At 69.5% G+C, this 26,068-nt stretch carries 21 protein-coding genes; 8 read left to right on the top strand and 13 right to left on the bottom strand.

All coding sequences use genetic code 11. The annotated features are described in order from the left end of the window. Window positions 1-24 precede the first annotated feature (24 nt). The 6 genes from OP79_RS34515 to OP79_RS34490 form a co-directional block, all read right to left on the bottom strand. Window positions 25-1,452, bottom strand: coding sequence for a polysaccharide deacetylase family protein (locus OP79_RS34515; protein ID WP_245685552.1), 1,428 nt, complete (start codon window positions 1,450-1,452; stop codon window positions 25-27). A 59-nt stretch (window positions 1,453-1,511) separates the two neighbouring features. Then, on the bottom strand, window positions 1,512-2,954 hold the full coding sequence (locus OP79_RS34510) for a cellulose binding domain-containing protein (RefSeq protein WP_033325834.1): 1,443 nt from the start codon (window positions 2,952-2,954) through the stop codon (window positions 1,512-1,514). Window positions 2,955-3,105: 151 nt separating this feature from the next. Next, a complete protein-coding gene (locus tag OP79_RS34505) occupies window positions 3,106-5,235 on the bottom strand; it encodes a 3-hydroxyacyl-CoA dehydrogenase NAD-binding domain-containing protein (protein ID WP_033325832.1) in 2,130 nt (709 codons plus the stop codon). Then, a complete protein-coding gene (locus OP79_RS34500) occupies window positions 5,232-6,458 on the bottom strand; it encodes a thiolase family protein (protein ID WP_033325831.1) in 1,227 nt (408 codons plus the stop codon). The genes OP79_RS34505 and OP79_RS34500 overlap by 4 nt, the downstream gene beginning before the upstream one ends. A gap of 168 nt (window positions 6,459-6,626) precedes the next feature. After that, window positions 6,627-7,652: a LacI family DNA-binding transcriptional regulator gene (locus OP79_RS34495; RefSeq protein ID WP_033325830.1), complete on the bottom strand. Its 1,026-nt coding sequence runs from the start codon at window positions 7,650-7,652 to the stop codon at window positions 6,627-6,629. Then, window positions 7,649-10,144, bottom strand: a complete 2,496-nt coding sequence (locus tag OP79_RS34490; protein WP_033325829.1) for a glycoside hydrolase family 2 protein — start codon at window positions 10,142-10,144, stop codon at window positions 7,649-7,651. The genes OP79_RS34495 and OP79_RS34490 overlap by 4 nt, the downstream gene beginning before the upstream one ends. Window positions 10,145-10,306: 162 nt before the next feature. Here OP79_RS34490 and OP79_RS34485 point away from each other — a divergent pair, with 162 nt between their 5' ends. Genes OP79_RS34485 through OP79_RS34475 form a run of 3 tightly spaced genes read left to right on the top strand, consistent with a single transcriptional unit; the run spans window position 10,307 to window position 13,406 of the window. Next, entirely contained in the window at window positions 10,307-11,635 is a 1,329-nt protein-coding gene (locus tag OP79_RS34485) for an ABC transporter substrate-binding protein (RefSeq protein WP_033325828.1), read from the top strand. After that, a complete protein-coding gene (locus OP79_RS34480) occupies window positions 11,635-12,579 on the top strand; it encodes a carbohydrate ABC transporter permease (RefSeq protein WP_033325827.1) in 945 nt (314 codons plus the stop codon). Before OP79_RS34485 ends, OP79_RS34480 begins: the two co-directional genes overlap by 1 nt. After that, complete coding sequence (locus OP79_RS34475) at window positions 12,576-13,406, top strand: carbohydrate ABC transporter permease (protein WP_033325826.1); 831 nt, start codon at window positions 12,576-12,578, stop codon at window positions 13,404-13,406. The genes OP79_RS34480 and OP79_RS34475 overlap by 4 nt, the downstream gene beginning before the upstream one ends. On the opposite strand, the gene OP79_RS34470 is transcribed toward OP79_RS34475, so the two are convergent. Then, window positions 13,384-14,679 (bottom strand): ribonuclease D, encoded by a 1,296-nt coding sequence (locus tag OP79_RS34470; protein WP_078492187.1) that lies wholly within the window; start codon window positions 14,677-14,679, stop codon window positions 13,384-13,386. The two genes, OP79_RS34475 and OP79_RS34470, sit on opposite strands and share 23 nt — an antisense overlap. A 119-nt stretch (window positions 14,680-14,798) precedes the next feature. After that, the gene (locus OP79_RS34465; RefSeq protein ID WP_033325825.1) at window positions 14,799-15,401 is read right to left on the bottom strand and encodes a TetR/AcrR family transcriptional regulator; all 603 of its coding nucleotides are present in this window, start codon (window positions 15,399-15,401) and stop codon (window positions 14,799-14,801) included. A 200-nt stretch (window positions 15,402-15,601) separates the two neighbouring features. On the opposite strand from OP79_RS34465, the gene OP79_RS34460 reads away from it, so the two are divergent. Then, window positions 15,602-16,621 (top strand): aldo/keto reductase, encoded by a 1,020-nt coding sequence (locus OP79_RS34460; RefSeq protein ID WP_033325823.1) that lies wholly within the window; start codon window positions 15,602-15,604, stop codon window positions 16,619-16,621. Between the two features lie 93 nt (window positions 16,622-16,714). Here the strand turns inward: OP79_RS34460 and OP79_RS34455 are convergent, their stop codons facing one another. Continuing rightward, the gene (locus tag OP79_RS34455; RefSeq protein ID WP_033325822.1) at window positions 16,715-17,380 is read right to left on the bottom strand and encodes a helix-turn-helix transcriptional regulator; all 666 of its coding nucleotides are present in this window, start codon (window positions 17,378-17,380) and stop codon (window positions 16,715-16,717) included. Between the two features lie 327 nt (window positions 17,381-17,707). Next, window positions 17,708-18,403: a DUF3000 domain-containing protein gene (locus OP79_RS34450; protein ID WP_033325820.1), complete on the bottom strand. Its 696-nt coding sequence runs from the start codon at window positions 18,401-18,403 to the stop codon at window positions 17,708-17,710. Window positions 18,404-18,563: 160 nt separating this feature from the next. On the opposite strand from OP79_RS34450, the gene hemE reads away from it, so the two are divergent. Beyond that, a complete protein-coding gene (gene hemE / locus OP79_RS34445) occupies window positions 18,564-19,634 on the top strand; it encodes a uroporphyrinogen decarboxylase (protein WP_033325819.1) in 1,071 nt (356 codons plus the stop codon). On the opposite strand, the gene OP79_RS34440 is transcribed toward hemE, so the two are convergent. After that, entirely contained in the window at window positions 19,631-20,464 is an 834-nt protein-coding gene (locus tag OP79_RS34440) for a rhomboid family intramembrane serine protease (protein WP_033325817.1), read from the bottom strand. The two genes, hemE and OP79_RS34440, sit on opposite strands and share 4 nt — an antisense overlap. A gap of 113 nt (window positions 20,465-20,577) precedes the next feature. On the opposite strand from OP79_RS34440, the gene OP79_RS34435 reads away from it, so the two are divergent. Beyond that, window positions 20,578-20,910, top strand: coding sequence for a hypothetical protein (locus OP79_RS34435; RefSeq protein ID WP_033325816.1), 333 nt, complete (start codon window positions 20,578-20,580; stop codon window positions 20,908-20,910). Window positions 20,911-21,202: 292 nt separating this feature from the next. Here OP79_RS34435 and OP79_RS34430 read toward each other — a convergent pair whose 3' ends face one another. Together OP79_RS34430 and OP79_RS34425 are read right to left on the bottom strand one after the other, a co-directional pair. Next, window positions 21,203-22,591: an FAD-dependent oxidoreductase gene (locus tag OP79_RS34430; protein ID WP_033325815.1), complete on the bottom strand. Its 1,389-nt coding sequence runs from the start codon at window positions 22,589-22,591 to the stop codon at window positions 21,203-21,205. A 45-nt stretch (window positions 22,592-22,636) separates the two neighbouring features. Next, a complete protein-coding gene (locus tag OP79_RS34425; RefSeq protein WP_033325813.1) occupies window positions 22,637-23,638 on the bottom strand; it encodes a DUF4349 domain-containing protein in 1,002 nt (333 codons plus the stop codon). Between the two features lie 180 nt (window positions 23,639-23,818). Between OP79_RS34425 and hemG the strand changes: the two genes are divergently transcribed. Then, window positions 23,819-25,312: a protoporphyrinogen oxidase gene (gene hemG / locus OP79_RS34420; protein ID WP_033325812.1), complete on the top strand. Its 1,494-nt coding sequence runs from the start codon at window positions 23,819-23,821 to the stop codon at window positions 25,310-25,312. Between the two features lie 4 nt (window positions 25,313-25,316). Further along, entirely contained in the window at window positions 25,317-26,048 is a 732-nt protein-coding gene (gene hemQ / locus OP79_RS34415) for a hydrogen peroxide-dependent heme synthase (protein ID WP_033325811.1), read from the top strand. The last annotated feature ends 20 nt before the right edge of the window (window positions 26,049-26,068 follow it).

The following is a 26,068-nucleotide window of genomic DNA, read 5'->3' as shown; positions in this document are numbered from 1 at the left end:
CGCCCCTCTTCTCGTCGGCGGGCCTCACTTGTAGTGGGCCATCGCCTCCTCGACCGTGAGCACCGGGATGTCCCGGTCGTCGATCGCCTTCATCAGCGCGGTGAGACCGGCCTTGCCGATCTCCGTGCTGGTCGCCGGAGCGCCCTCGACGATCTTGTGGAGGCACAGGATGAGCCAGTCACCGCTGTTCGCACAGCGGTCGAGCCGGCCGCCCGCGCCCGTCACCTTCGACAGCGCCGTACCGCCGATGCCCGTGCCGTCGTTGATGCCGGTCAGCGCCTTGAGGCGGTACGGCATCGCCGGGGCGAAGGACTCGATCGTCTCGGAGATGATCGACCGGGCCGTGGTGAAGTGCCGGCCCGCGATCTGGTCCACCGGAACACCGTCCGACGTCTTCTGGAACGCCCCGTGCGGGTAGGCGAAGTGCTCGCTGGAGAAGCCGTTGCCCACCAGCCACTCGCGCAGCTTCCGGAAGTCGTCGTCGGCCTGCTCCGCGGTGAGCTTGGGGTAGCTGGCGGTGTGGGTGGCGTTCGCGTACGAGTGCCCCGCCATCTCCCAGCCCGAGAAGTCCTGCATGGAGCGCATCTGGCCGAGCTTCAGGAAGCTGCCGGTCCCGATCGCGTCCGCGATGTTGTAGACCGTGCCCGGGAAGCCGAACTGGTCCATCACCGGCCGGGCCAGGTCGTGGATCGACTTGTGGGAGTCGTCGAAGGTGATGGAGACGACGCCCTTCGGGAAGACCGAGGCGGTGTCCGGTATCAGTTCGACGGCCTGGAGGTGGTAGGTCACCGGGCCGCCCGCGTTGTCGTACACGGCGAACGACAGGTCGGTGAAGCCGGTCTTCGTGGACGGTGTGCCGGAGGCGGAGAGCGAGTACGTTCCGGCCGCGCCGGTGACGTCGGCCCACTGCAGATGGACCGTCACCCACTCCCCGGACTGGACGTAGTTGGCCGCCGTCTTGGAATGCGCGTGGAACGTCCAGGAGAAGTGGTTCGCGAGGGAACCGCTGCCGGCGTAGAAGACGAGCTTCGACAGGTTGGTCACCTCCTCGACCCGGAAGACCAGCCTGATCATCTTGTTGGTCAGGTTCAGCGCGTCCATACCGGTCTTGCGGACGTACGACTGCTTGCCGGTGCCGTTGGTGGTGACCCGGACCGACTGCGTCCCGCGCACGAAGACGGACGCGTCGTTCGCCTCGGCCGACGCGGTGCCCCCACCCCCTGGAGTCCAGCCGTGGGAGGCCTGGAACTGCTGGGACCAGCTGGCCCGGCGGTACTTGGGGCGACGCCCTGAGGGGGCGTAGAGGGGAGGCGTGGTGAGGCCTCCGATGGCTCCCTCGGCGGCCGCCGGCGCGGCGGCGGGCTGTGCCACCACCTGGCCCAGCCACGCGCCGCCGCCGGCCATCGCGACACCTCCTGCGCCGCCCATCAGCAGCGCGGAACGCCGGCTCACCACCGGCTTGTTCTCCGGAGCTGCTGCAACGTGCCTGTGGGCGTTGGACCGCCTTTTCCTCACCGGGACTCCTGAACCGTGTCGAAGTAGTTCATACCCTCGTCGGTGAAGCCGTCGACAGCGGACTGCACTTGCTTCGCCGACAGGGGTTCGTTCGCGTTGTAGTAGAGCCAGTCCACCTTCATGTCCCAGGCACGGTCGCCCTTGAACGGCAGATCGATGAACCAGTGGTTGAAGTTCACGGACATCCCGGAGCGCGGGGCGTACTTGCCGTCGCTGGAGAAGAGCTTCTCGCCGTCCATGTGATAGGTGACGTCGTCGTCCTCGACGGTGATCATCATGGTGTGCCAGCCGTCGAGGCTCTTGTTGGTCGTCTTGTAGACGCGGTCGTTGCTCTTGTGGTCGTACCAGGACACGGTGTCGAGCTTGGGACCGAGGCGGCCCCAGCCGCCGTTCGGCATGTATTCGTTGTCGAGTTCGCTGTACGTCTTACCGCTGCCGCCGATCGTGTAGAAGGTCTGGTTGACGTGGTCGCCGCCCTCGCCCTTCGCCGGATCGTCGCTGAAGTGGATACGGGCCGCGTAGGTGCCGTTGCGGAACTCGCGGTTCTTGGTGCCCAGACTCGCCTGCTTCGTGCCCGACTCGGTGCCGTCCGTGCTCGCCCGCAGGTTGAGCACCTGGCCGTCGGCCAGGGCGCCCTCGGCGGTGGGGAAGGTGACGCCGTCCGCCGACCAGGTGTTCTCGATGCCGGGGCCGCCCTTGCTGGTGCGGACCAGCCAGCCGTGCTTGAACAGGGCCGGGTCCTTGGGACCCTGGTAGGTGAAGTCGTCGAACAGCACCCCGGCCGGGGGCGCCGGCAGCGCGGCGGCCTTCGCCGAGGCCTTCTTCCCGTCGCTCGCCTTGGTGCCGTCCGGCTCCTCACCCCAGGTGAGGACGCCCCGCTTGTACGCGGTGACCTTCTTCGCTTCCTTGTAGGACGTCATCTCGGCGTCGAAGGAGCGGTCGTCGGACTGCTTCAGCCGCTTGTGGTCGGTGCGGAAGAGCTGGAGGTCGATGCCCTTGCTGTTGGCGCCGGACTTCAGGCTGCCCGCGCCGGCCGTGAACCTGACCTCCAGGTAGTGGTCGGCGGTGTCGGTGGCCTTGTCCATCGCGAGGACCCGGCCGGCGACGTGCGAGCAGCCGAAGGCGGCGTTGACGCAGTTGAAGGCGTACGACGAGGGGCCCGGGGCGCCGTCGGCCGTGAAGTAGTACCGGAGCGTCACATCGCTCAACGGCAGTGCCTTCTTCGTGTCGTTGAAGACCTCGAACGACGGCTTGGCCGCCGCGGCCGTGGCCGGAGTGTCGGTCCGGTAGCGGACCTTGAGCTCGGGCGGGTCCGGGTTCGCCGCCTTCCACACGGGATACAGCGCCGTGGCACCGGCGGCGACCACGCACACCAGGAGGAGCAGCCTGATCTTGGGCCAGACCCGACGTCGGGGTGGGCGGCGGCGGGTGGACGCCACGGGGAACTCCTTCGGCTCTTGGGTCACCACCGTCAGAGCAACGTGAACAAGTGGTCAGATTGTGTGAGGATCTTATCCGTAGAGACATGCAGAAGGGGGGCGGGGCGCATGGATCGTTATCATCCGCCCCACCCCCCTCAGGGGTGACTGACTACGCCGGGACGCTCGCCACGCCCGGCTCCAGGAACTTCTTGCCGTTCACGCGCTCGGAGACGCCCTCGCGGTCCAGGTACGGCGTGATGCCGCCCAGGTGGAAGGGCCAGCCGGCGCCCGTGATCAGGCACAGGTCGATGTCCTGGGCCTCGGCGACGACGCCCTCGTCGAGCATGATGCCGATCTCCTGGGCCACCGCGTCCAGGACGCGGGCGCGGACCTGGTCCTCCGTCAGGACCGTGTCGCCCTGCTTCAGCAGCGCGGCGACCTCCGGGTCCAGCTCCGGCTTCCCGGAGTCGTACACGTAGAAGCCGCGCTTGCCCGCCTCGACGACCGACTTGAGGTTCGGGGAGACCGTGAAGCGGTCCGGGAACGCCTTGTTGAGCGTCTCGGAGACGTGCAGGCCGATCGCCGGACCGACCAGCTCAAGAAGGACCAGCGGCGACATCGGCAGGCCCAGCGGCTCGACCGCCTTCTCCGCCACGTCCACGGGCGTGCCCTCGTCGATGACGTTCTGGATCTCGCCCATGAAGCGGGTGAGGATGCGGTTCACGACGAACGCGGGGGCGTCCTTCACCAGGACCGCGGTCTTCTTCAGCTTCTTGGCGACGGCGAAGGCCGTGGCCAGCGAGGCGTCGTCGGTCTGCTCGCCGCGCACGATCTCCAGGAGCGGCAGGACCGCGACCGGGTTGAAGAAGTGGAAGCCCACGACCCGCTCGGGGTTCTTGAGCTTCGACGCCATCTCCGACACCGACAGCGAGGAGGTGTTGGTGGCGAAGATCGCGTGCGCCGGGGCGACCGCCTCGACCTCCGCGAACACCTGCTGCTTGACGCCGATCTCCTCGAAGACGGCCTCGATGACGAAGTCCGCGTCCGAGAAGCCCTCGGCCTTGTCGAGGACACCGGTGACCAGGGCCTTCAGCCGGTTGGCCTTGTCCTGGTTGATACGGCCCTTGCCCAGCAGCTTGTCGATCTCGGCGTGGACGTAGCCCACACCCTTGTCGACGCGCTCCTGGTCGATGTCGGTCAGCACGACCGGCACCTCCAGGCGGCGCAGGAACAGCAGCGCGAGCTGGCTGGCCATCAGACCGGCGCCGACGACGCCCACCTTGGTGACCGGACGCGCCAGGTTCTTGTCCGGGGCGCCCGCCGGGCGCTTGCCGCGCTTCTGGACCAGGTTGAACGCGTAGATACCGGCGCGCAGTTCGCCACCCATGATCAGGTCGGCGAGGGCCACGTCCTCGGCGTCGTAGCCCTGCTGGAGGTCGCCGTTCTTGGCCGCGGCGATGATGTCCAGCGCGCGGTACGCGGCCGGGGCCGCCCCGTGCACCTTGCTGTCCGCGATGAAGCGGCCCTTGGCGACGGCCTGGTCCCAGGCCTCGCCGCGGTCGATCACCGGGCGGTCCACGACGATCTCGCCCTTGAGGACGGAGGCCGTCCAGATCAGCGACTGCTCCAGGAAGTCCGCGCCCTCGAAGATCGCGTCCGCGATGCCGAGTTCGTAGACCTGCTGGCCCTTGAGCTGCTTGTTCTGGTTGAGCGAGTTCTCGATGATCACCGAGACGGCCTTGTCCGCGCCGATGAGGTTCGGCAGCAGCGTGCAGCCGCCCCAGCCGGGGACCAGGCCCAGGAAGACCTCGGGCAGCGAGAACGCCGGGAGCGCCTTCGACACCGTGCGGTACTTGCAGTGCAGGCCGACCTCGACGCCGCCGCCCATCGCCGCGCCGTTGTAGTACGCGAAGGTCGGGACCGCGAGGCCTGCGAGGCGCTTGAAGACCTCGTGGCCGCCCTTGCCGATGGCCAGCGCGTCCTCGTGCTTCTTGAGCAGCTCGACGCCCTTGAGGTCGGCGCCGACCGCGAAGATGAACGGCTTGCCCGTGATGCCGACACCGACGATCTCGCCGGCCGCGGCCTCCTTCTCGACCTGGTCGACGGCGGTGTCGAGGTTCGCCAGGGACTGCGGGCCGAAGGTGGTCGGCTTGGTGTGGTCGAGGCCGTTGTCGAGCGTGATGAGCGCGAACCGGCCTGCGCCCGCGGGCAGTTCGAAGTGGCGTACGTGCGCCTGGGTGACGACCTCGTCCGGGAACAGCTCGGCCGCACCCTTCAACAGCTCAGTGGTGGTACTCACTTGTCGCCTCCGGCGTTCTCGAAGTGCGGGTTCTCCCAGATGACCGTCGCGCCCATGCCGAAGCCGACACACATGGTGGTCAGGCCGTAACGGACCTCCGGCTGCTCCTCGAACTGGCGGGCCAGCTGTGTCATCAGACGGACGCCGGAAGAAGCCAGCGGGTGGCCGTAGGCGATGGCGCCGCCGTACTGGTTGACGCGCGCGTCGTCGTCCGCGATGCCGTAGTGGTCCAGGAAGGCCAGAACCTGGACGGCGAACGCCTCGTTGATCTCGAAGAGGTTGATGTCCTCGATCGACAGGCCCGCCTTGGCGAGGGCCTTCTCGGTCGCCGGGATCGGGCCGTAGCCCATCACCTCGGGCTCGACACCCGCGAAGGCGTACGAGACCAGGCGCATCTTGACCGGCAGGTTGTTCTCGCGGGCGAAGTCCTCGGACGCGATGATCGAGGCGGTGGCGCCGTCGTTCAGACCGGCCGCGTTACCGGCCGTGACCCGGCCGTGCACGCGGAACGGGGTCTTGAGACCGGCCAGGTTCTCCAGTGTGGTCCCCGGCCGCATCGGCTCGTCGGCGGTGACCAGGCCCCAGCCCGTCTCGCCCGCCTCCTCGTTGGTACGACGTACGGAGATCGGCACCAGGTCGGCCTGGATCTTGCCGTTCGCGTACGCCTTCGCCGCCTTCTCCTGCGAGCGCACGGCGTACTCGTCGGCGCGCTGCTTGGTGATGTGCGGGTAGCGGTCGTGCAGGTTCTCCGCGGTCATGCCCATGAACAGGGCGGACTCGTCGACCAGCTTCTCGCTCACGAACCGCGGGTTCGGGTCCACGCCCTCGCCCATCGGGTGGCGGCCCATGTGCTCGACACCACCGGCGATGACGGCGTCGTACGCACCGAAGGCGATGGAGCCGGCGGTGGTCGTGACGGCCGTGAGCGCACCGGCACACATGCGGTCGATCGAGTAGCCGGGCACGGACTGCGGAAGCCCGGCGAGGATGCCGGCGGTGCGGCCGATGGTCAGGCCCTGGTCGCCGATCTGCGTGGTGGCGGCGATGGCGACCTCGTCGACCTTCTTCGGGTCGAGACCGGGGTTGCGGCGCAGCAGCTCCCGGATCGCCTTCACGACGAGGTCGTCGGCACGGGTCTCGTGGTAGATGCCCTTCGGGCCCGCCTTGCCGAACGGGGTACGGACGCCGTCGACAAAGACGACGTCCCTGACGGTACGAGGCACGATGGCTCTCCTCCAGATGCGGGATAGGCGCTGCTGCGAGGCGCTGAGCGCGCGCTCAGGACCCATGCTACTTATGGGTAACGTGACTGCCCAGTCCCGGCGCCGGGAGCGGCGAAGGTCACACGAGTTTTTACTCCGTTACGGTGCCCGCGCCCCTCCGTACGGCGCTCACCGAGGGGGTGCTGTGGACCCCCGCGGTGTCAGTACCGGCGTCGGAACGGGATGCGACCCCGGACCCTCCCCGGTGATCACCCCGAACAACGTCCGCGCCACATCCGCCCCGAACCCCTGCACGTCATGACTCATCGCGGACAGTGTCGGATGCGTCAGCCGGCACAACTGGGAGTCGTCCCACGCCAGCAACGAGACGTCCCCGGGCACGCTCAACCCCATCTCGGCGGCCACCGACAACCCCGCCACCGCCATGATGTCGTTGTCGTACACGATCGCCGTCGGCCGGTCCGGCGGCGCGGCGCTCAGCAGCGACCGAGTCGCCCGCGCCCCTGCCTCCCCCGAGAAGTCGGTGGCGACCTGCTGGCCCCCGGCGAGCTGGAGGACCCGTACGGCCTCGTCGAACGCGGCCGTACGGATCGACGTGTGCCCGAGCACCGCCGCCCCGCCCACCCGGGCGACCCGCCGATGCCCGAGGGCGGCGAGATAGCGCACGGCTTCCGTCACGGCCGTGGCGTCGTCGGTCCACACGGAAGTGAGGCTGCCGGTCAGGGACGGATGCCCGACGGCCACGACCGGCAGTCCGAGGTGCTCCGTCGCGGGCACGCGCGGATCATCCGCGCGGAAGTCGACGAGGATCGACCCGCTCACCTGCTTCCCCCTCCACCACGCGTCCTGCAGCCCCACCTCCTCCTCCACGCTCCGGACGAGCCGGAGGAGCAGCGAACAGGAGTGCTCCGTCAGAACGCTCTCCACGCCGGAGATGAACTCCATGTAGAACGGCTCGAGCCCGAGCAGCTGCGCCGGCCGGCAGATGGCGAGCCCGACCACGTCGACACGCGAGCTGGACAGCGACCGGGCCGTGAGGTTCGGCGCCCAGCCCAGCTCCCGAGCCGCCTCGAAGATCCGGTCCCGCGTCGCCTCGGACAGCCCCGGCTTGTGGTTGAAGGCGAGCGACACCGCCCCCTTGGAGACACCGGCACGCGCGGCGACATCCTTGATGGTGACGCGGGATGTGGTCATCGGGTGGGCTCCATGCAGTACAGCGCAGCTCGTGCGGCGTCGGCATCGGGAGTCTCCCAGCCGCGCACCGCGAGGGTCACCTGTTCGCCGGGCAGCAGCGTGACCAGACCCTGGTCGGTCGACGCGGTGGGCGCCAGCCGGTCGGCCTGCAACAGCAGATCCCGTACGAGCGTGTGGGCCGTGACGGTCACCTTGCCCGGCACGACGGTCACGTCGAACCGGGGCTGCGGATACGGGACTTCGCGGTCCGGCACGGGGAAGTGCAGCGCCCGCAGGCCTTCCCCACTCTCGACTTCTCCCCCACTCTCGGCTTCTCCCCCACTCTCGGCTTCGCTCGAGCGGGGGGACCCCCATGAGCGGGGGGACCCCCATCCGTCCCCATCCCCGCCTGCGTCCGCCACGAGGAACTCCTTCGGGCCGACGGGTTCCAGATCCTTGGGTACGCGCATGAGGGCGACACTTCGCGCCTCGGCAGCGAGCCCCGCGCTCATCTCGGCCACGACGCCCCCCTCGACCGACATCCGGCGCAGCGTCAGCGACGGCGACCACGGCTCAGCGGACTGGTTGATGACAGCCAACATCAGCTCGCCGCCCCGGAGTTGAAGGGTGAGCAGCCGGTCCGCATACAGCCGCTTCAGCTCGTGGTACAGCGGCTTCTCCCGGCCGTCCCCGTCGATCGCCGCCCAAGAGGTCACCGGCCAGCAGTCGTTGAGCTGCCACACGATCGTGCCCGCGCACACCGGCCAGTGCGAGCGCCAGTGCTCGATCCCGGCGGCCACGGCCCGCGCCTGGTTGACCTGGGTGAGGTAGTGCCAGCGGTCGAAGTCCCGCTCGGAGAAGCCTCCTTCGGGCATCGCGAAGTGATGCGCGAGCCCGCGCGCCAGCTTCCCGTTCCCGTCGTCCGCCTTCTGGTGGTGCAGCATGCCGGGGGAGTCGGGGGCGAGCCGCTCACCCGGCAGCGCGCGCCGCAGCGTGGCGTACGCGGGCGGCGCCTGCCAGCCGAACTCGGCCACGAAACGAGGGACTTCGGAGCGGTACGCGGCGTAGTCGAGGCGGTTCCACACATCCCAGGAGTGGTGCGTTCCGTGCGCCGGGTCGTTCGGGTGGTGGTCCCAGGAGCCGGACCAGGGGCTACCCGCCGTATACGGCCGCGTCGGGTCCAACTCGGCCACCACGCGCGGCAGTACGCCCAGGTAGTAGCCCTCGCCCCAGGAGTTCCCGGCCAGCCGCGACTCCCAGTCCCAGTCGCGGAAGCCCCACAGATTCTCGTTGTTGCCGTTCCACAGCACGAGCGAGGGGTGCGGCATGAGCCGTACGACGTTCTCGCGGGCCTCGGCCTCCACCTCGCCGCGCAGGGGCTGTTCCTCGGGGTAGGCGGCGCAGGCGAAGGGGAAGTCCTGCCACACCATCAGCCCCAGCTCGTCGCAGGCGTCGTAGAAGTCCTCGCCCTCGTAGATCCCGCCGCCCCAGACGCGTACGAGATCCACGCCGGCCTCGGCCGCCTGGGTGAGCCGGGTGCGGTAGCGCTCGCGGGTGATCCGCGACGGGAAGACGTCGTCCGGGATCCAGTTCACGCCGCGCGCGAAGAGGCGTTCGCCGTTGACGACGAAGGTGAAGCCGGAGCCGTGTGCGTCGGGGCTCCGGTCCAGCTCGACGGTCCGGAAGCCGATGCGGCGGCGCCAGGCGTCGAGCGGGCCCGCCTCGCTGCGCAGCTCCAACTCCATGTCGTACAGCGGTTGTTCGCCGTAGCCGCGCGGCCACCACAGGGCGGGGTCCGGGACTTCGAGTCGTACGACCCCGCTGGTGCCGTCGATCTCCGCGGACGCCCGTACGTCGCCGACCCGGGCCGTCACGGAGAGCGCCGCCTCGACTCTGGTCCGCTCGACGTCGACGTGCAACTCGACGCGTCCCAGGCCGTCTTCGATCGTCACGAGCGGCCGTACGCGGGCGATCCGGGCCGTCGACCACCGCTCAAGGCGCACCGGCTTCCAGATGCCGGCCGTAACCAGCGTCGGCCCCCAGTCCCAGCCGAAGGAGCAGGCCATCTTGCGGATGTACTGGAAGGGCTCGGGATACGCGTTCGGCCGCTCCCCGAGCCGCTCCCGCACCGCCTCTGCCTCGGTGTACGCGGAGGTGAAGCGCACGGAGAGCGGGCCTTGAAGACCCGTGACGTCGAAGCGGTAGGAGCGGTGCATGTTCCGTACCTGGCCGAGGAGTTGGCCTCCCGCCCGGATCTCGGCGGCCGTGTCGAGGCCTTCGAAGACGAGGTCCGTCTGCTCGTGCTCGCCCGGGGTCGCGTCCAGCGTCGTCTCGTACGTCCAGTCGCGCCGCCCCACCCACGCCACCTCGGTCTCGGCCCGGCCGAGGAACGGGTCCGGGATGACCCCCGCGGCCAGCAGGTCCGTGTGCACACAGCCCGGTACCGCCGCGGGGAGGGTGGCCCCGTCATGGCGAAGTGTCCAGCCTTCGGAGAGCGGTGTGGCGTCCAGCATGCGCGTACTCCCTAAACCGATATAGGCCAGTGTGCGACGGGCCTGCGACGCATTTTGGCATCGTTGGCGGAATTGGGACTTTACCGGTTCAGTAACCACTGTCAGAGTGCGGAACCAGCCAACCGACTTGTGCTCATCCGTCCCTGAACGGAGCTGGTGCAGATGAACCGCCGCACGACCCACCGCACGACACTCGCCGGAACGCTTCTCGCCGCCGTGCTGCTGGCCGCGGGCTGCACCGGAAGCGGAGGCGCGTCGCAGGGCGAGGACGCCAAGGCCGCCGAGGACCCGGACAAGGTCTCCGGCACGATCAAGGTCCTCACCCACCGGACGGACCTCGTGCAGGACGGCACGATGAAGGAGTACGCCGCCGAGTTCAACAAGACCTATCCGAAGGTCAAGGTGGAGTTCGAGGCCCTCACGGACTACGAGGGCGAGGTCAAGATCCGTATGAACACGGAGAACTACGGCGACGTCCTGATGATCCCGGCCGTGATCAAGAAGAACGACTACCCCAAGTTCTTCGCGTCCCTCGGCACGGAGGCCGAGCGCGGCAAGAAGTACCTCTTCACCGACTTCACCACGGTCGACGGCAAGGTCTACGGGCAGTCTCCGATGGGCGCGGTCCCCGGATTCCTCTACAACAAGCGGGTCTGGGAGGAGGCCGGGGTCACCGACTGGCCCACCACGCCCGCTGAGTTCATCACCGGCCTCAAGGCCGTCAAGTCCAAGACCGACGCGGTGCCGTACTACACCAACTTCAAGGACATGTGGCCCCTGTCCCAGTGGACGTCCGTCAACGGCTCGGTGAGCTGCGACGAGCAGGCGACCACGCGGCTCGCGGAGGGCGACCCGTGGGCGGCGGGCGCCGATCTGCGGGTGGGCGACACGCTGCTGCACGACATCGTGCGCGAAGGGCTCATCGAGAAGGACCCGACGACCACCAACTGGGAAGGTTCCAAGCCCAAGTTGGCGAAGGGCGAGATCGCCACGATGTGGCTCGGCTCCTGGGCGGTCATCCAGTTCCAGGCGGCGGCGAAGGAGGCCGGCAGCAATCCCGACGACATCGGCTTCATGCCCTTCCCGGCCCAGGCGGACGGAAAGTTCTGCGCGACCATGTCGCCGGACTACAACCAGGCCGTCAACATCAACTCCGACCACAAGGAAGCGGCTCGCGCCTGGATCGACTGGTTCACCGACAAGTCCGGTTACGCGGACGACAATCTCGCCCTCTCGCCGGTCAAGGGTGCCCCGCTGCCCGACGTACTGAAGCCGTACGAGGCCGCCGGCGTGAAGCTCATGGAGCTCGACGACGCGCAGGGTGCGGCGGTCAAGGAGATCGACAACCAGTCGGAGGTCGGCATCTACAAGCCCGACTACCGCCAGGACCTCGTCGACCTCGCGCGCGGCGCCAAGGACGGCAGCCTCGACAGCTTCCTGGACGATCTCGGCAAGCGCTGGACCGAGGCGGCGAAGACCGCGGGGTCGTGATGACGGACACCACCGAGAAGGTGGCGCGGCCGAAGCAGGCCGCGCCACCCGCCCCCAAGTCCCGGGCCCCGCGCAAAGTGCGCCTGTGGCGGGGCCTCACGCCCTGGCTCTTCCTGGCCGTCCCGCTGGTTCTGCTGATCACGTTCACGTACGCGCCGGTCGCCAACATGGTCGCGTACAGCTTCACCGACTGGGACGGCGTCAGCCCCGAACTCAGCTACACGGGCGCCGACAACTACGTCGAACTCTTCACCCGCCCCGAACTGTTCGAGGTCTTCTTCGTCAGCGGCTACTACCTCGCCGCCTCGGTGGTCCAGATCGCCGCCGCGCTCTACTTCGCGACGATCCTGAGCTTCAACGTCCGCTTCCGGAACTTCTTCAAGGGCGTGCTCTTCTTCCCGTATCTGATCAACGGGGTCGCGATCGGTTTCGTCTTCCTCTACTTCTTCCAGGACGGCGGCACCCTGGACTCGGTGCTGCGGCTGTTCGGCGTCGAGTCCGACAAGGCCTGGCTGGGCACGTCCACGTCGGCGAACGTCTCGCTGGCCGGGGTCTCCGTCTGGCGCTACATGGGCCTGAACTTCGTGCTCTTCCTCGGCGCGATCCAGTCCATCCCCGGGGAGCTGTACGAGGCGGCCGAGCTGGACGGCGCGAACCGCTGGCAGCAGTTCCGGCACATCATCGCGCCCGGCATCCGGCCCATACTCAGCCTGAGCGTGATCCTCTCGATCTCCGGCTCGCTGGCGGTCTTCGAGATCCCGTACATCATGACCGGCGGCGCCACCGGCACCGAGACCTTTGTGATCCAGACGGTGAAGCTGGCCTTCCAGTTCAACAAGACGGGGCTCGCCTCGGCGGCGGCGGTCGTGCTGCTGCTGATCATCCTGGCGGTGACGTGGGTGCAGCGGCGCCTCGTCCCGGACGAGAAGGTGGATCTCGTATGACCCGTGGTGGCCTCGCCCGCACGCTCACGTATCTGTCCCTCGTCGTCGCCAGTGTCGTCGTCCTGCTTCCGCTCCTCGTGGTCTTCCTGACCTCCCTCAAGTCCTCGCAGGAGATGGCGAACGACAGCGGCGCGCTCCAACTGCCCGACAATCTGCTGAACTTCGAGAACTACGTGACGGCGTTCCAGGACGGCCGGATGCTCGCGGCGTTCGGGAACACCGCGTTCATCCTGCTCTTCGCCATCACTGGCACGGTCATCATCGGCTCGATGGCGGCGTACGCGATCGACCGCTTCACCTTCCGTTTCAGGAAGCTGGTGGTCGCGCTGTTCCTGGTCGCCACACTCGTCCCCGGGGTGACGACCCAGGTCGCGACCTTCCAGATCGTCGACAGCTTCGGCATGTTCGACACCCGCTGGGCGCCGATCGCCCTCTACATGGGCACCGACATCGTCTCGATCTACATCTTCCTGCAGTTCGTCCGCTCGATCCCGGTCTCCCTGGACGAGTCGGCACGACTGGACGGCGCGAACGCCTTCACCATCTACCGAAAGATCATCTTTCCGCTGCTGAAGCCCGCGATCGCGACGGTGGTGATCGTCAAGGGGATCACGGTCTACAACGACTTCTACATTCCGTTCCTGTACATGCCGTCCGAAGAGCTTGGCGTGATCTCGACGTCGCTGTTCCGCTTCAAGGGACCGTTCGGAGCGCATTGGGAGAACATCTCGGCCGGTGCGGTCCTCGTCATTCTCCCGACGCTCGTCGTCTTCCTGTTCCTCCAGCGGTACATCTACAACGGCTTCACTCGGGGCGCGACGAAATGATGAGCGCCGGCAGCAGCACCGGGGTCACCTGCTCGACCTGCCACGGCCGCGCCCCGTACCTGGCGAGCGCGGCCGCGACGGACTCGGCGTTCACTTCGGCAGGCGGCTCCCAGCACACGCGGCGCACGGTGTCCGGAGTGATCAGGTTCTCCTGAGGCATGCTCAGGGTCTCCGCGAGCGCCGACACCGCCGCCCGCGCGGCGACCAGCCGGGCCGCGGCCACCGGGTCCTTCTCGGCCCAGGACCGCGGCGGCGGGGGACCGGTGATCGGCTGCCCCGGCTGCGGCAGTTCGTGGTCCGGCAGCGCCTTCGCGCGGTCCACGGCCGACTGCCACTGCTCCAGCTGACGCCGGCCCATGCGGTGCCCGAAGCCGTTCAGCGCGGCGAGCGCCTGCACGTTGACCGGCAGGGAGAGGGCGGCCTCGACGATCGCCGCGTCGCCGAGCACCTTGCCCGGCGAGATGTCCCGGCGCCGCGCGACCTTGTCCCGGGCCTGCCACAACTCCCGTACGACCGCCATCTGCCGCCGTCGGCGCACCTTGTGCATACCGGACGTACGCCGCCACGGATCCTTGCGCGGCTCGGGCGCGGGCGCCGAGGCGATCGCGTCGAACTCCTGCTGGGCCCACCCCAGCTTGCCCTGCCGGTCGAGCTCCTTCTCCAACGCGTCCCTGAGGTCCACGAGCAGCTCCACGTCGAGCGCGGCATAACGCAGCCACGGCTCGGGCAGCGGACGCGTCGACCAGTCGACCGCGGAGTGCCCCTTCTCGAGTACGAAACCCAGGACGCCCTCGACCATCGCGCCGAGGCCGACGCGCGGGAACCCGGCGAGCCGGCCGGCCAGCTCGGTGTCGAAGAGGCGGCTGGGGACCATGCCTATTTCGCGCAGACACGGCAGATCCTGCGTGGCGGCGTGCAGCACCCACTCCACACCGGCCAGCGCCTCGCCAAGCCCTGACAGATCGGGACAGGCGACGGGGTCGATGAGCGCGCTGCCCGCACCCTCGCGGCGCAACTGCACGAGGTAGGCCCGCTGGCCGTACCGGTAACCGGAAGCGCGCTCGGCGTCGACGGCGACGGGACCGCTGCCCGCGGCGAACGCGGCGATCACCTCCGCGAGCGACGCCTCGTCGGCGATCACGGGCGGAATCCCGTCCCGGGGCTCCAACAACGGAATCGGCACCTCTGCTTCAGAGGATCCGCCGTCGTCCGGAGGGGCGCCTCCGGTGGTTCGCAGTGATGTGTCTGCTGCGGTCTCTTGGGCGTCGGTCACGTGTCAAGGGTATCTGTAAGGGCCATCGCCTGACCCGCACCGTCGATCGACGCATGGTCTGACCGGCCAAAACCGGTCTCGGCGCTGCTCATGGGTTTCCGGTACTTGTGACGGGCATGTCAGTTCGGTCGGCGCAGTCCCGCGATGAGGAGCTCGACCAGTCGGCGTGCGTCGTAGTCGGGGTCGCTGTCCGCGCCGATGCAGAGGTTCCCGATGCCGCGCATGAGCTCGTAGGCCTCGAGGTCGGAGCGGATCTCGCCGGCGTCGGCCGCGGCTTCGAGCAGGTGGGCGCAGACGGGTACGAGGCGGTCGAGGAAGTAGGCGTGCAGTGCCTCGAAGCCGGCGTTGTCGGACTGCAGCACGGCGGCGAGTCCGTGCTTGGTGACCAGGAAGTCGACGAACTGGTTGATCCATTGGCCCAATGCGGCGTGCGGGGTCGCGCTGGTCGCCAGCAGGGTCGGCCCCGCCTCGGCGCAGGCGTCGACCTGGTGCCGGTAGACGGCGATGATGAGATCCGCTCGCGTCGGGAAGTGCCGGTAGATCGTGCCGAGGCCGACGCCGGCCTTGGCCGCGATGTCGCGTACGGGTGCCTCCACCCCTGACGTGACGAAGACCGAGGCGGCCGCGTCGAGCAGAGCCTCCTTGTTGCGCTGGGCGTCCTTCCGCTTGGACGGGGTCCTGGACTGGGCCGCGTGCCCCGCGCTCTCGTCGCTGTCGTTCACCGCGCCGCTCCCTCCACTGTCGTGCTTGCCGCTGCCACGCTTGCCAAACGGAACAGCGTTCCGTATCGTTTCCGTTGTTCCGGAACGCCGTTCCGTTTACTCATGATGCCAGAGCAGGGCCCGGCAACCAAGCCATGCATTGCCAGGCCGTGCATGGCCACCACGCTCCACCCGTCATTCCGTAATGGAGGAACACGGTCATGCAGTACCGCACCTTGGGCCGCACCGGTGTGCAGGTCAGCTCCCTCGCGCTCGGCGCGATGAACTTCGGCAAGATCGGCCGCACCACCCAGGACGAGGCCACCGCTCTCGTCGATGCCGCCCTCGAGGGCGGCATCAACCTCATCGACACCGCCGACATGTACAGCGACGGCGAGTCGGAAGAGATGGTCGGCAAGGCCATCGCCGGCCGCCGCGACGACATCGTGCTGGCCACGAAGGCGAGCATGCCGATGGGCGACGAGCGCAACCACCGGGGCGGCTCACGCCGCTGGCTGGTCACCGCGCTGGACAACAGCCTGCGCCGCCTCGGCGTCGACCACGTCGATCTTTACCAGATCCACCGGTGGGACCCGAGCACCGGCGACGAGGAGACGCTGTCGGCTCTGACTGACCTGCAACGCGCGGGAAAGATCCGCTACTTCGGCTCCTCGACCTTCCCCGCCCACCGCATCGTGCAAGCCCAGTGGGCCGCCCGCGAGCATCGCCTGAGCCGTTACGTCACCGAGCAGCCCAGCTACTCGATCCTGCAGCGCGGCATCGAGACCCATGTCCTGCCCGTGACCGAGGAGTACGGGCTCGGGGTGCTGGTGTGGAGCCCGCTGGCCTCGGGCTGGCTGTCGGGCGCGATCCGCGAGGGCCAGGACATCACGACCAGCCGCTCCACGTTCATGCCGCAACGCTTCGACACCGCCGTCCCCGCCAACCGGGCCAGGCTCGACGCCGTCGAGCAGCTGGCCAAGGTCGCCGACGAGGCCGGGCTGACCCTGATCCAGCTCGCGCTCGGCTTCGTGACCGCGCACCCCGGCGTGACCAGCGCGCTCATCGGCCCCCGCACGCTCGACCACCTGCGCTCACAGCTCGCCGCCGCGGACACCGTGCTCTCCGCCGACGTACTCGACGCGATCGACGCCATCGTCGCCCCCGGCACCGACCTCGCCGCGCACGAGAAGTACGACACTCCGCCCGCGCTGCTCGACCCGTCACTGCGACGCCGCTGATCGAAGTCCCAAGGGGTGTCGTCGGGGACATGCGCAACGCCCGTCGACGGAACGTTCCGTCGACGGGCGTCTGAGAGGTGTGAAGCGGTTGGCTCAGTGGATGATGCCGGTGCGCAGGGCCACCGCCACCATGCCGGCGCGGTCGCCCGTGCCGAGCTTGCGGGCGATGCGGGCGAGGTGGCTCTTGACGGTCAGGGCGGACAGGCCCATCGAGACGCCGATGGCCTTGTTCGACTGGCCCTCCGCCACCAGCCGGAGCACCTCGACCTCGCGGCCGGACAGTTCGCGGTAGCCGCCCGGGTGGCTCGGGGCACCCGGGTGGCGGCGATGCATACGGGCGGCGGCGGCCGAGCCGATGGGGGCGACGCCGGGGCGGGTGGGGAGGCCGATGTTCGTACGCGTACCGGTGACGACGTATCCCTTCACGCCGCCCGCCAGGGCGTTGCGTACGGCGCTGATGTCGTCGGCGGCGGAGAGGGCCAGGCCGTTGGGCCAGCCCGCCGCTCGGGTTTCGGAGAGGAGGGTGAGGCCGGAGCCATCCGGCAGATGGACTTCCGCGACGCAGATGTCACGTGGGTTGCCGATGCGAGGACGAGCCTCCGCGACGGACGAGGCCTCGATCACGTCGCGCACTCCGAGGGCCCACAGGTGGCGGGTGACGGTGGAGCGCACGCGCTGGTCGGCCACGACCACCATCGCGGTGGGCTTGTTCGGGCGATAGGCGACCAGGCTTGCGGGCTGCTCGAGGAGAACGGACACCAGGCCTCCTGGGGGTGGGGGGTGTGAGACGGCGTCGGCTCTGGGGAGGGAGCCGGGGGGAACCGTGCTTTCAAGGTCACAGAGGTCTTCGGCACTAAACCCGTCTGCCTTTAGAGAATGATCACGATTTGGTGAGTAACAATCCGTGCAATTCGGACGAACTGTCGATCATCCGAAGGCCGAACGAGTTCACTCCGCTTCGTTACGCGGCTGAAAGTGGTCGTATCGATAAAGAGATTGGAGCGTGTGGGTGAGCGGCCGATGGCGAACGCGAAGGGGTTGCCCGGCGGGCTGTGCTCAGCGGGATGAGGCTCGGCGGGATTGGGCTCAGCGGGGCTGAGGACCGCGTCGCTGGGGGAGGGTCACGACCGAGGGGTCACCTGAGGTGGCCGGCGGCAGGCCCGCGATCTGGCACAGCAGGTCGCACCAGGCGGCGAGGTGGGAGGCCGTGTCCGGGACGCCGCCGAGGCCCTCGCGGGGGGTCCAGGAGGCGCGGATCTCGATCTGGGAGTTGGGCCGGCGTTCCGAGAGGCCGCCGAAGTAGTGGGAGCTCGCACGGGTGACGGTGCCGCCGGGTTCGCCGTACGACAGGCCGCGGGCCTGGAGCGCGCCCGTCAGCCAGGACCAGCAGACGTCGGGAAGCAGCGGGTCGGCGGCCATCTCCGGTTCCAGTTCCGCGCGTACGAGCGTGACCAGACGGAACGATCCCTGCCAGGCCTCGTGTCCGGCGGGGTCGTGGAGGAGGATGAGCCGGCCGTCCGCGAGGTCGTCGTCGCCGTCGACGACCGCGGCTTCCAGCGCGTACGCGAACGGGGCGAGCCGCTGCGGTGGCCGGGTCGGCTCGATCTCGATCTCCGGCCGCAGCTGGGCCATGCCGAACGCGTCGACGGCCGTACGGAAGGGCAGCGGAGCCGCGTCCGCGCCCTTCCGCTCCCCTTCCTTGGCTTCCTTGGAGTCCTCGGCTTCCTTGGCGTCGTCCATCCCGCCAGCGCCGTCCGACAGTCGTCCTTGAGCCGCAGCCATGCGGGGAAGGTTAAGGGGAATGAAGGCTTCGCGCAGGGAGAGACACCCGTGCCACCGGCGGTTGGGCGGGAACGGCTCGGTTTCGCTGTGTTTGTGACCGTGACCGGGTGTGGCCGTGGGCGGTACGGGGCGCTCCGTGCGGCGTGCGAGACTTTTTGGTGTGAGCGCCAACGACCGCCCCATGGGCAAGCAGCAGCCGACAGCCGCGTACGACTCCACCTTCCTCAAGGCGTGCAGGCGTGAACCCGTGCCGCATACGCCGGTGTGGTTCATGCGGCAGGCCGGGCGTTCGCTGCCCGAGTACCGCAAGGTGCGCGAGGGCATCCCCATGCTCGAGTCGTGCATGCGGCCCGAGCTGGTCGCGGAGATCACGATGCAGCCGGTGCGCCGGCACAACGTGGACGCGGCGATCTACTTCAGCGACATCGTGGTCCCCCTCAAGGCCATCGGTGTCGACCTCGACATCAAGCCCGGCGTCGGCCCGGTCGTCGAGAAGCCGATCCGCTCCCGCGCGGACCTCGCGCAGCTGCGCGACCTGACGCCCGACGACGTCGCGTACGTCACCGAGGCCATCGGTCTGCTCACCGCCGAACTCGGCGAGACCCCGCTCATCGGCTTCGCCGGCGCGCCGTTCACGCTCGCCAGCTACCTCGTGGAGGGCGGCCCGTCCCGCAACCACGAGCACACCAAGGCCCTCATGTACGGCGACCCGCAGCTGTGGGCCGAACTGCTCGACCGGCTCGCGGAGATCACGGCCGCCTTCCTGAAGGTGCAGATCGAGGCGGGCGCCTCGGCCGTGCAGCTCTTCGACTCGTGGGTCGGCGCCCTGGCGCCGGCCGACTACCGGCGCTCCGTCATGCCCGCCTCCACGAAGGTCTTCGAGGCCGTGAAGTCGTACGGCGTCCCGCGTATCCACTTCGGAGTCGGCACCGGTGAACTGCTGGGCCTGCTGGGCGAGGCCGGCGCGGACGTCGTCGGCGTCGACTGGCGCGTCCCGCTCGACGAGGCCGCGCGCCGCGTCGGCCCGGGCAAGGCGCTCCAGGGCAACCTCGACCCGGCGGTCCTCTTCTCCACCACCGAGGCCGTCGAGACCAAGACGCAGGAGATCCTCGACGCCGCCGCGGGCCTGGAGGGCCACATCTTCAACCTCGGCCACGGCGTCCTGCCGAGCACGGACCCGGATGCGCTGACCCGGCTCACGGAGTACGTCCACACGCGGACCACCCGCTAGCGAGGTCTCCAGGTCTGCCGCGGCCGGGCCTGCCTGCCCCACAGCAGGCCGCGCGGCTCCGGTGGCGGTGGGGTGCCCGGGCGCAGGGGCCAGGCGAGGAGCATGCCTGCCACGAAGCCGACGACATGGGCGACGTAGGCGACGGTGCCGGCCTCGGAGACGCCGGCGCCGGACGAGTACACCGCCTGGAGGACGAACCAGAAGCCCAGTACCAGCCAGGCGGGCAGCCGCAGCGGCAGGAAGATCAGGAACGGTACGAGGACCCAGACCCGGGCCTTCGGATAGAGGACCAGGTACGCGCCCAGGACACCGGCGATCGCGCCGGACGCGCCGATCAGCGGGTCACCGGAGGTGGCGTTGACGAGGGCGAAGGCGTACGCCGCCGCGTAGCCGCAGGCCACGTAGAACAGCAGGTAGCGCACGTGGCCGAGGCGGTCCTCGATGTTGTTGCCGAAGATCAGCAGGAAGAGCATGTTGCCGAGCAGGTGCAGCCAACTGCCGTGCAGGAACATCGCGGTGAACACCGACAGCGGGGGCGACTTGTCGTAGTCGGGCGGGCCCACCACACAGCCCGGTCCCTGTGGGCCCACACCCACGTCGCCGGTGGGAACGACGGTCGGTGTCTGGTCATGGATCATCTCGCGTGGCACCGCGGCCCACTGGTCCAGGAACGCCTGCAGATGGCACAGCTGGGCGAGACTGCTCTCGCCCCACACCGAGGCGGCCACGCCCGGGGTGGCCAGGAACACAAGGACGTTGGCGCCGATCAGTGCGTACGTCACGAACGGCGTGCGGCGGGCCGGGTTCACATCATGGACGGGGATGACCACAAGGAACTTCTGCCCGCGACCGGGCCCTTCTGAACGGGTCTGAACGGGAGCGCTGGCGTCTGCGTATGTTTCGGCAACCGCCGTGATCCCAGCAACACGTGAGGAACAGGTCAATGAACGACCGAGTCGCTCCGCCGATGATCGCCACGCCGGATGGCGAGGCGGAAGTAGCCCTCGTGCTCAGACTGTCGTGGGAGGACGTGGCCGCGCTCGGCCAGGAAGCCGGTCGGCTCGCCGCCAGCATGCAGCGCCCCGTGACCCTCGACGAGGCGGCCAGCCACCGGCTGCGCAGCCGTCAGCCCGGTTCGCACGCGCGGCCCCAGGCGGCGCCGCAGCCTCCGCAGGTGTCGCCGGTCTCGTCGTTGCCGCGGTCACCTGGCGAGCAGGCTCGGCAGGCCATAGAGAAGATCAACGGAACCACCCCTGGAGCGGCTCAGGGTGCCTGAGACGTCGTCTGGGCTCCCAGGCCCTCAGGGCTCCGGGGCCCGACGCCCCCAGGCGTCTTCGGCGCCCTGAGCCGTGAGCACGCGCGCGCGTGGCCGGCGCGGAGAGCCACGCGCGCGTGTCGCTCCGCGGGTTGAGCAGGGGGTTCGTTTGGGTTTTGGTTGCGTCCAGGCTGCGGGTGCGTTGTGGCTGGTCGCGCCCGCGCGGCGGAGCCGCAAATCGATACAGCCCCGCGCCCCTCAAGGGGCCTGCGGCCTCCTTGAGGGGCGCCTGCACTGGGCCCCAGCTAGACAGTTACCGTCTGCCGAATACCGCCCCCACCGCCTTGCGCGCCGCCACCTGCACCGGATCCCACACCGGGGAGAACGGGGGCGCGTAGCCCAGGTCCAGGGCTGTCAGCTGCTCTACCGTCATGCCTGCCGTCAGGGCTACCGCTGCGATGTCCACGCGTTTGCCCGCGCCCTCGCGGCCGACGATCTGGACGCCCAGCAGGCGGCCGGTGCGGCGTTCGGCGAGCATCTTCACCGTCATCGGGGCGGCGCCCGGGTAGTAGCCCGCCCGGCTTGTGGACTCGATGGTGACCTTCTCGAACTGGAGGCCTGCCCTGCGTGCGTCCTTTTCGCGGAGGCCGGTGCGGGCGATCTCCAGGTCGCAGACCTTGCTGACCGCCGTGCCGACGACGCCGGGGAACGTGGCATAGCCGCCGCCGGCGTTCGCGCCGATCACCTGACCGTGTTTGTTGGCGTGCGTGCCCAGTGCGATGTGCCGTTCGCGGCCGGAGACCAGGTCGAGGACCTCCACGCAGTCGCCGCCGGCCCAGATGTTCTCGTAGCCGCGTACCCGCATGGCCTGGTCGGTCAGCAGACCCTCGTGGTCGCCCAGCGGCAGCCCCGCCGCCTGTGCGAGCGTCGTCTCCGGGCGTACGCCGATGCCGAGGACCACCACGTCCGCCGGGTACTCGGCGTCCTCCGTGGCGACCGCGCGGACCCGGCCGTCCTCGCCGGTGAGGACCTTGGTGACCTCGGCGTCGTTCACCATCGTGATGCCCAGGCCCTCCATGGCCTGGTGCACCAGCCGGCCCATGTCGGGGTCGAGCGTGGACATCGGCTCCTTGCCGCGGTTGACCACCGTCACCTCGTACCCGCGGTTGATCAGCGCCTCGGCCATCTCCACGCCGATGTAACCGGCGCCGACCACCACCGCGCGCCGGCCGGACGTACGGGCCAGCGTGTCGAGCAGGGCCTGGCCGTCGTCGAGGGTCTGCACACCGTGCACGCCCGGGGCGTCGATGCCGGGCAGCGGCGGCCGGATCGGCCGGGCGCCCGTCGCGATCACGAGCTTGTCGTACGACGTCCACTCCTCGGCCCCGGACTCCAGGTCACGGGCGCGGACCCGGCCGCCCGCGACATCCAGCGCCGTCACCTCCGTACGCATCCGCAGATCGATCCCGCGATCCCGGTGTTCCTCGGGGGTGCGCGCGATCAGCTCGTCCCGGTCGGAGACGTCGCCGCCCACCCAGTACGGGATGCCGCACGCGGAGTAGGAGGCGAAGTGGCCGCGCTCGAACGCGATGATCTCCAGTTCGTCGGGGCCCTTCATACGGCGCGCCTGGGACGCGGCGGACATGCCCGCCGCGTCCCCTCCGACGACCACCAGGCGTTCTCTCGTACGGCTCATGCTCATACGAACACGCTACGGGGGACTGGCATTTCAGTCCTGCCAGTACCGTCAGTCGTCCTTGTCGTCCGCTCCCGGCGCCGGCCGGGCGACCGGCAGGGACATGCCGGCGGTCGCCGTACCCGCTCCCGCGCCCGCCGTGGCCGGGCGGCGCGGCAGCCGGGGGCGCAGGACACGCGTCCACAGCAGCAGGAGCAGCGCCGCGCCCACGAGGAAGGGGAGTAGGGCGGCCAGGGCCATCGCGATCCAGCGGAACGTCTCGACGAACGCGTTCCAGCCACCCGCGAGCGCGTCCGCGAGCCCCGGGTCCTCGTCCTCCGCCGCCTTCACCGGTGTCTCGGACAGCGACAGGGTGATCGTGGCCAGGCTCGTACGGTCCTTCAGGGATGCCTGCTGGGCCAGCAGCGACTCCAGGTCGGCCTGGCGGGTGCTCAACTCGCCTTCCAGCGTGACCACATCGCTGAGCTTGGTCGCCTGGTCCATCAGCTCACGGATCCGGATCACGCTGGCGCGCTGCGTCTTGATACGGCTCTCCACGTCGACGACCTGGTCCGTGACGTCCTGCGCCTTCGCCGTCCGGTCGATCAGCTTGCCGGAGCCCTCCAGGTCCTTGAGCACCTCCTCGTACCGGTCCGTGGGCACCCGCAGGACGACTCGCGAGCGCTCGCGGCCCTTGGAGTCGCGGTCGGTGGTCTCGTTGCCGACGATGCCGCCCGCGGTCTCGACAGCGGTACGGGCCTCGGCGAGGGCCTTGGGTACGTCCTTGACCTGCACGGTCAGGGACGCGGTACGGATGATGTGGGTGGCGCTCAACTTCGGTGGCGCGGTGGCCTGCTCGCTCCTGTCCTTGCCGGCCGCGTCGCCGACCGCGGCGGCGCCCTTCTCGTCGCTCTGTGGGGCGGCCTTGCCGCCGTCGCCCGCACTCGAGTCCGAGGCGCCGCCACTCACACCGCTGCACCCCGCGAGGGCGAGGGCGGCGGCCAGCAGCAGCGCCGACAGGGTCTGGACAGGTCGTACGGATCGGTGCCTGGATGTGGTGCCACGCGTCTGCATGTCGGCGTACCCCCGAGGGTGTCGTGATGACGGACGCTCCTTCGACGCCGGAGGTGGGCGGAACGTTGGGCGGATTCGGTCCCGATGCGGTCACGGTCCGGACTCGTCACGGACACCGAGGCTCCGCGGGGGTCAGTGGGGTCCTGCGGGGGTGTCAGTGGGGTCTGGGACAGTGGAGACATGCACGCAGACACTCGTACGGGACCCGGTCACGTCGTCGTCATCGGGGGCGGCATCGCCGGTCTGGCCGCCGCGCACCGGCTGCTGGACAGCGGCGCGCGCGTGACCGTCCTGGAGGCCTCGGACCGGCTCGGCGGCAAGCTGCTCCCCGGTGAGATCGCGGGTGCGCGGGTCGACTTCGGCGCCGAGTCGATGCTGGCCCGGCGCCCCGAGGCGGTGGCGCTCGCCCGAGAGGTGGGCCTCGACGCCCGGCTCCGGCAGCCCGCGACGGCGAGCGCGTCGATCTGGACGCGCGGGGCGCTGCGGCCCATGCCCAAGGGCCACGTCATGGGTGTGCCCGGCACCGCGTCGGCCCTCGCCGGACTGCTCTCCGAGGAGGGCGTCCACCGCATCGAGCGCGACGCCGACCTGCCGCGCACGGAGATCGGCGACGACGTGGCGGTGGGGGAGTACGTGGCGGCCCGCCTCGGCCGCGAGGTGGTCGACCGCCTGATCGAGCCGCTCCTGGGCGGCGTCTACGCGGGCGACGCCTACCGCATCTCCATGCGCTCGGCCGTCCCCCAGCTCTTCGAGGCGGCGCGTACGCATGTGTCGTTGACGGAGGCGGTCCGGGGAATCCAGGCCCGTGCGGCTGCCGCACAGCAGACCGGCCCCGTCTTCATGGGCATCGAGGGCGGCGTCGGCCAACTGCCGCTCGCAGTGGCGGAGTTGATACGGGCGCGGGGCGGTGAGATCGTCACCGGGGCGCGGGTGACGGAGCTGCGCAGGGTCGCGGGGGAGGCGGCTGGGCGATTCGGTGAACTGGCCTGGCGCATCGTCGCCGGAGAGCGTGTGCTCCATGCCGACGGCGTTGTCCTCGCCGTTCCCACCGGCGCGGCTGCCGCGTTGCTGCGGGACGAGGCGCCCGCTGCCGCGGCCGAGCTGGCCGGTGTCGAGTACGCCTCCATGGCGCTCGTCACGCTCGCCTACCGGCGCGGCGAGATCCGCCTCCCTGAAGGAAGCGGTTTTCTGGTGCCGCCTGTTGACGGGCGGACCATCAAGGCGTCGACGTTCGCTTCCCAGAAATGGGGGTGGATCGACGAGGAGAACCCGGATGTGCTGGTCCTGCGGACGTCCGTGGGGCGGTACGGCGAGACCGAGATCCTCGGGCGCGAGGACGGCGAGCTCGTCGACGTCTCGCGGCACGACCTGCGGGAAGCCACCGGGCTCGACGCCGCGCCCGTCGCGGCAAGCGTCACGCGCTGGACCGACGGCCTGCCCCAGTACCCCGTCGGCCACCATTCGCGCGTGGCCCGCATCCGGGAGCACGTCGGCAAGCTGCCGGGCCTCGCCGTGTGCGGAGCGGCGTACGACGGAGTGGGCATCCCGGCGTGCATCGCGAGTGCGTACGCCGCCGTGGACCAGCTGAGAGGCGACCGCGGTGGACTGGGACTGGGACTGGACGAGCTGATCACGAACCCGGTGCAGAACCGGCACGGCGGAGCGGGAGAATAGCCTCATGAGTGACGACGCCCCCACCACCGACCCCGCCAGGATCCCGAACAAGGGCAAGCTGGCCAAGGACCTGAACGAGGTCATCCGCTACACCCTGTGGTCCGTCTTCAAGCTGCGAGACATCCTCCCCGAGGACCGCGCCGGCTACGCGGACGAGGTCCAGGAGCTCTTCGACCAGCTCGCCGCCAAGGACGTCACGATCCGCGGTACGTACGACGTGTCCGGGCTGCGCGCCGACGCCGACCTCATGATCTGGTGGCACGCGGAGACCTCCGACCAGCTCCAGGAGGCGTACAACCTCTTCCGCCGTACGAAGCTGGGCCGCGCCCTGGAGCCGGTCTGGTCGAACATGGCGCTGCACCGCCCCGCGGAGTTCAACCGCTCGCACATCCCGGCGTTCCTCGCCGACGAGACGCCCCGCAACTACATCAGCGTCTACCCCTTCGTGCGCTCCTACGACTGGTACCTGCTGCCCGACGAGGACCGCCGCCGCATGCTCGCCGACCACGGCAAGATGGCCCGCGGCTACCCGGACGTACGCGCCAACACGGTCGCCTCGTTCTCCCTCGGCGACTACGAGTGGATCCTCGCCTTCGAGGCCGACGAGCTGTACCGCATCGTCGACCTCATGCGCCACCTGCGCGCTTCCGAGGCCCGGATGCACGTCCGCGAGGAGGTCCCGTTCTACACGGGCCGCCGCAAGGACATCGGTGAGCTGGTCGCGGGGCTGGCCTGACGCAGGACCTTAGCGGCCTT

It is taken from the genome of Streptomyces yerevanensis, from assembly GCF_000716805.1.
In the GTDB taxonomy this organism is placed as follows: domain Bacteria; phylum Actinomycetota; class Actinomycetes; order Streptomycetales; family Streptomycetaceae; genus Streptomyces; species Streptomyces flaveus.
The sequence above is the reverse complement of the archived record's forward strand: the minus strand, read 5'-3'. Positions and strand labels throughout refer to the sequence as shown.

Coding starts and splice junctions, on each gene's coding strand:
- OP79_RS34495 (WP_033325830.1), bottom strand. CDS start 7,652: ATGACCACATCCCGCGTCACCATCAAGGATGTCGCCGCGCGTGCCGGT.
- OP79_RS34490 (WP_033325829.1), bottom strand. CDS start 10,144: ATGCTGGACGCCACACCGCTCTCCGAAGGCTGGACACTTCGCCATGAC.
- OP79_RS34485 (WP_033325828.1), top strand. CDS start 10,307: ATGAACCGCCGCACGACCCACCGCACGACACTCGCCGGAACGCTTCTC.
- OP79_RS34480 (WP_033325827.1), top strand. CDS start 11,635: ATGACGGACACCACCGAGAAGGTGGCGCGGCCGAAGCAGGCCGCGCCA.
- OP79_RS34475 (WP_033325826.1), top strand. CDS start 12,576: ATGACCCGTGGTGGCCTCGCCCGCACGCTCACGTATCTGTCCCTCGTC.
- OP79_RS34460 (WP_033325823.1), top strand. CDS start 15,602: ATGCAGTACCGCACCTTGGGCCGCACCGGTGTGCAGGTCAGCTCCCTC.
- OP79_RS34450 (WP_033325820.1), bottom strand. CDS start 18,403: ATGGCTGCGGCTCAAGGACGACTGTCGGACGGCGCTGGCGGGATGGAC.
- OP79_RS34435 (WP_033325816.1), top strand. CDS start 20,578: ATGAACGACCGAGTCGCTCCGCCGATGATCGCCACGCCGGATGGCGAG.
- OP79_RS34430 (WP_033325815.1), bottom strand. CDS start 22,591: ATGAGCATGAGCCGTACGAGAGAACGCCTGGTGGTCGTCGGAGGGGAC.
- OP79_RS34425 (WP_033325813.1), bottom strand. CDS start 23,638: ATGCAGACGCGTGGCACCACATCCAGGCACCGATCCGTACGACCTGTC.
- hemG (WP_033325812.1), top strand. CDS start 23,819: ATGCACGCAGACACTCGTACGGGACCCGGTCACGTCGTCGTCATCGGG.
- hemQ (WP_033325811.1), top strand. CDS start 25,317: ATGAGTGACGACGCCCCCACCACCGACCCCGCCAGGATCCCGAACAAG.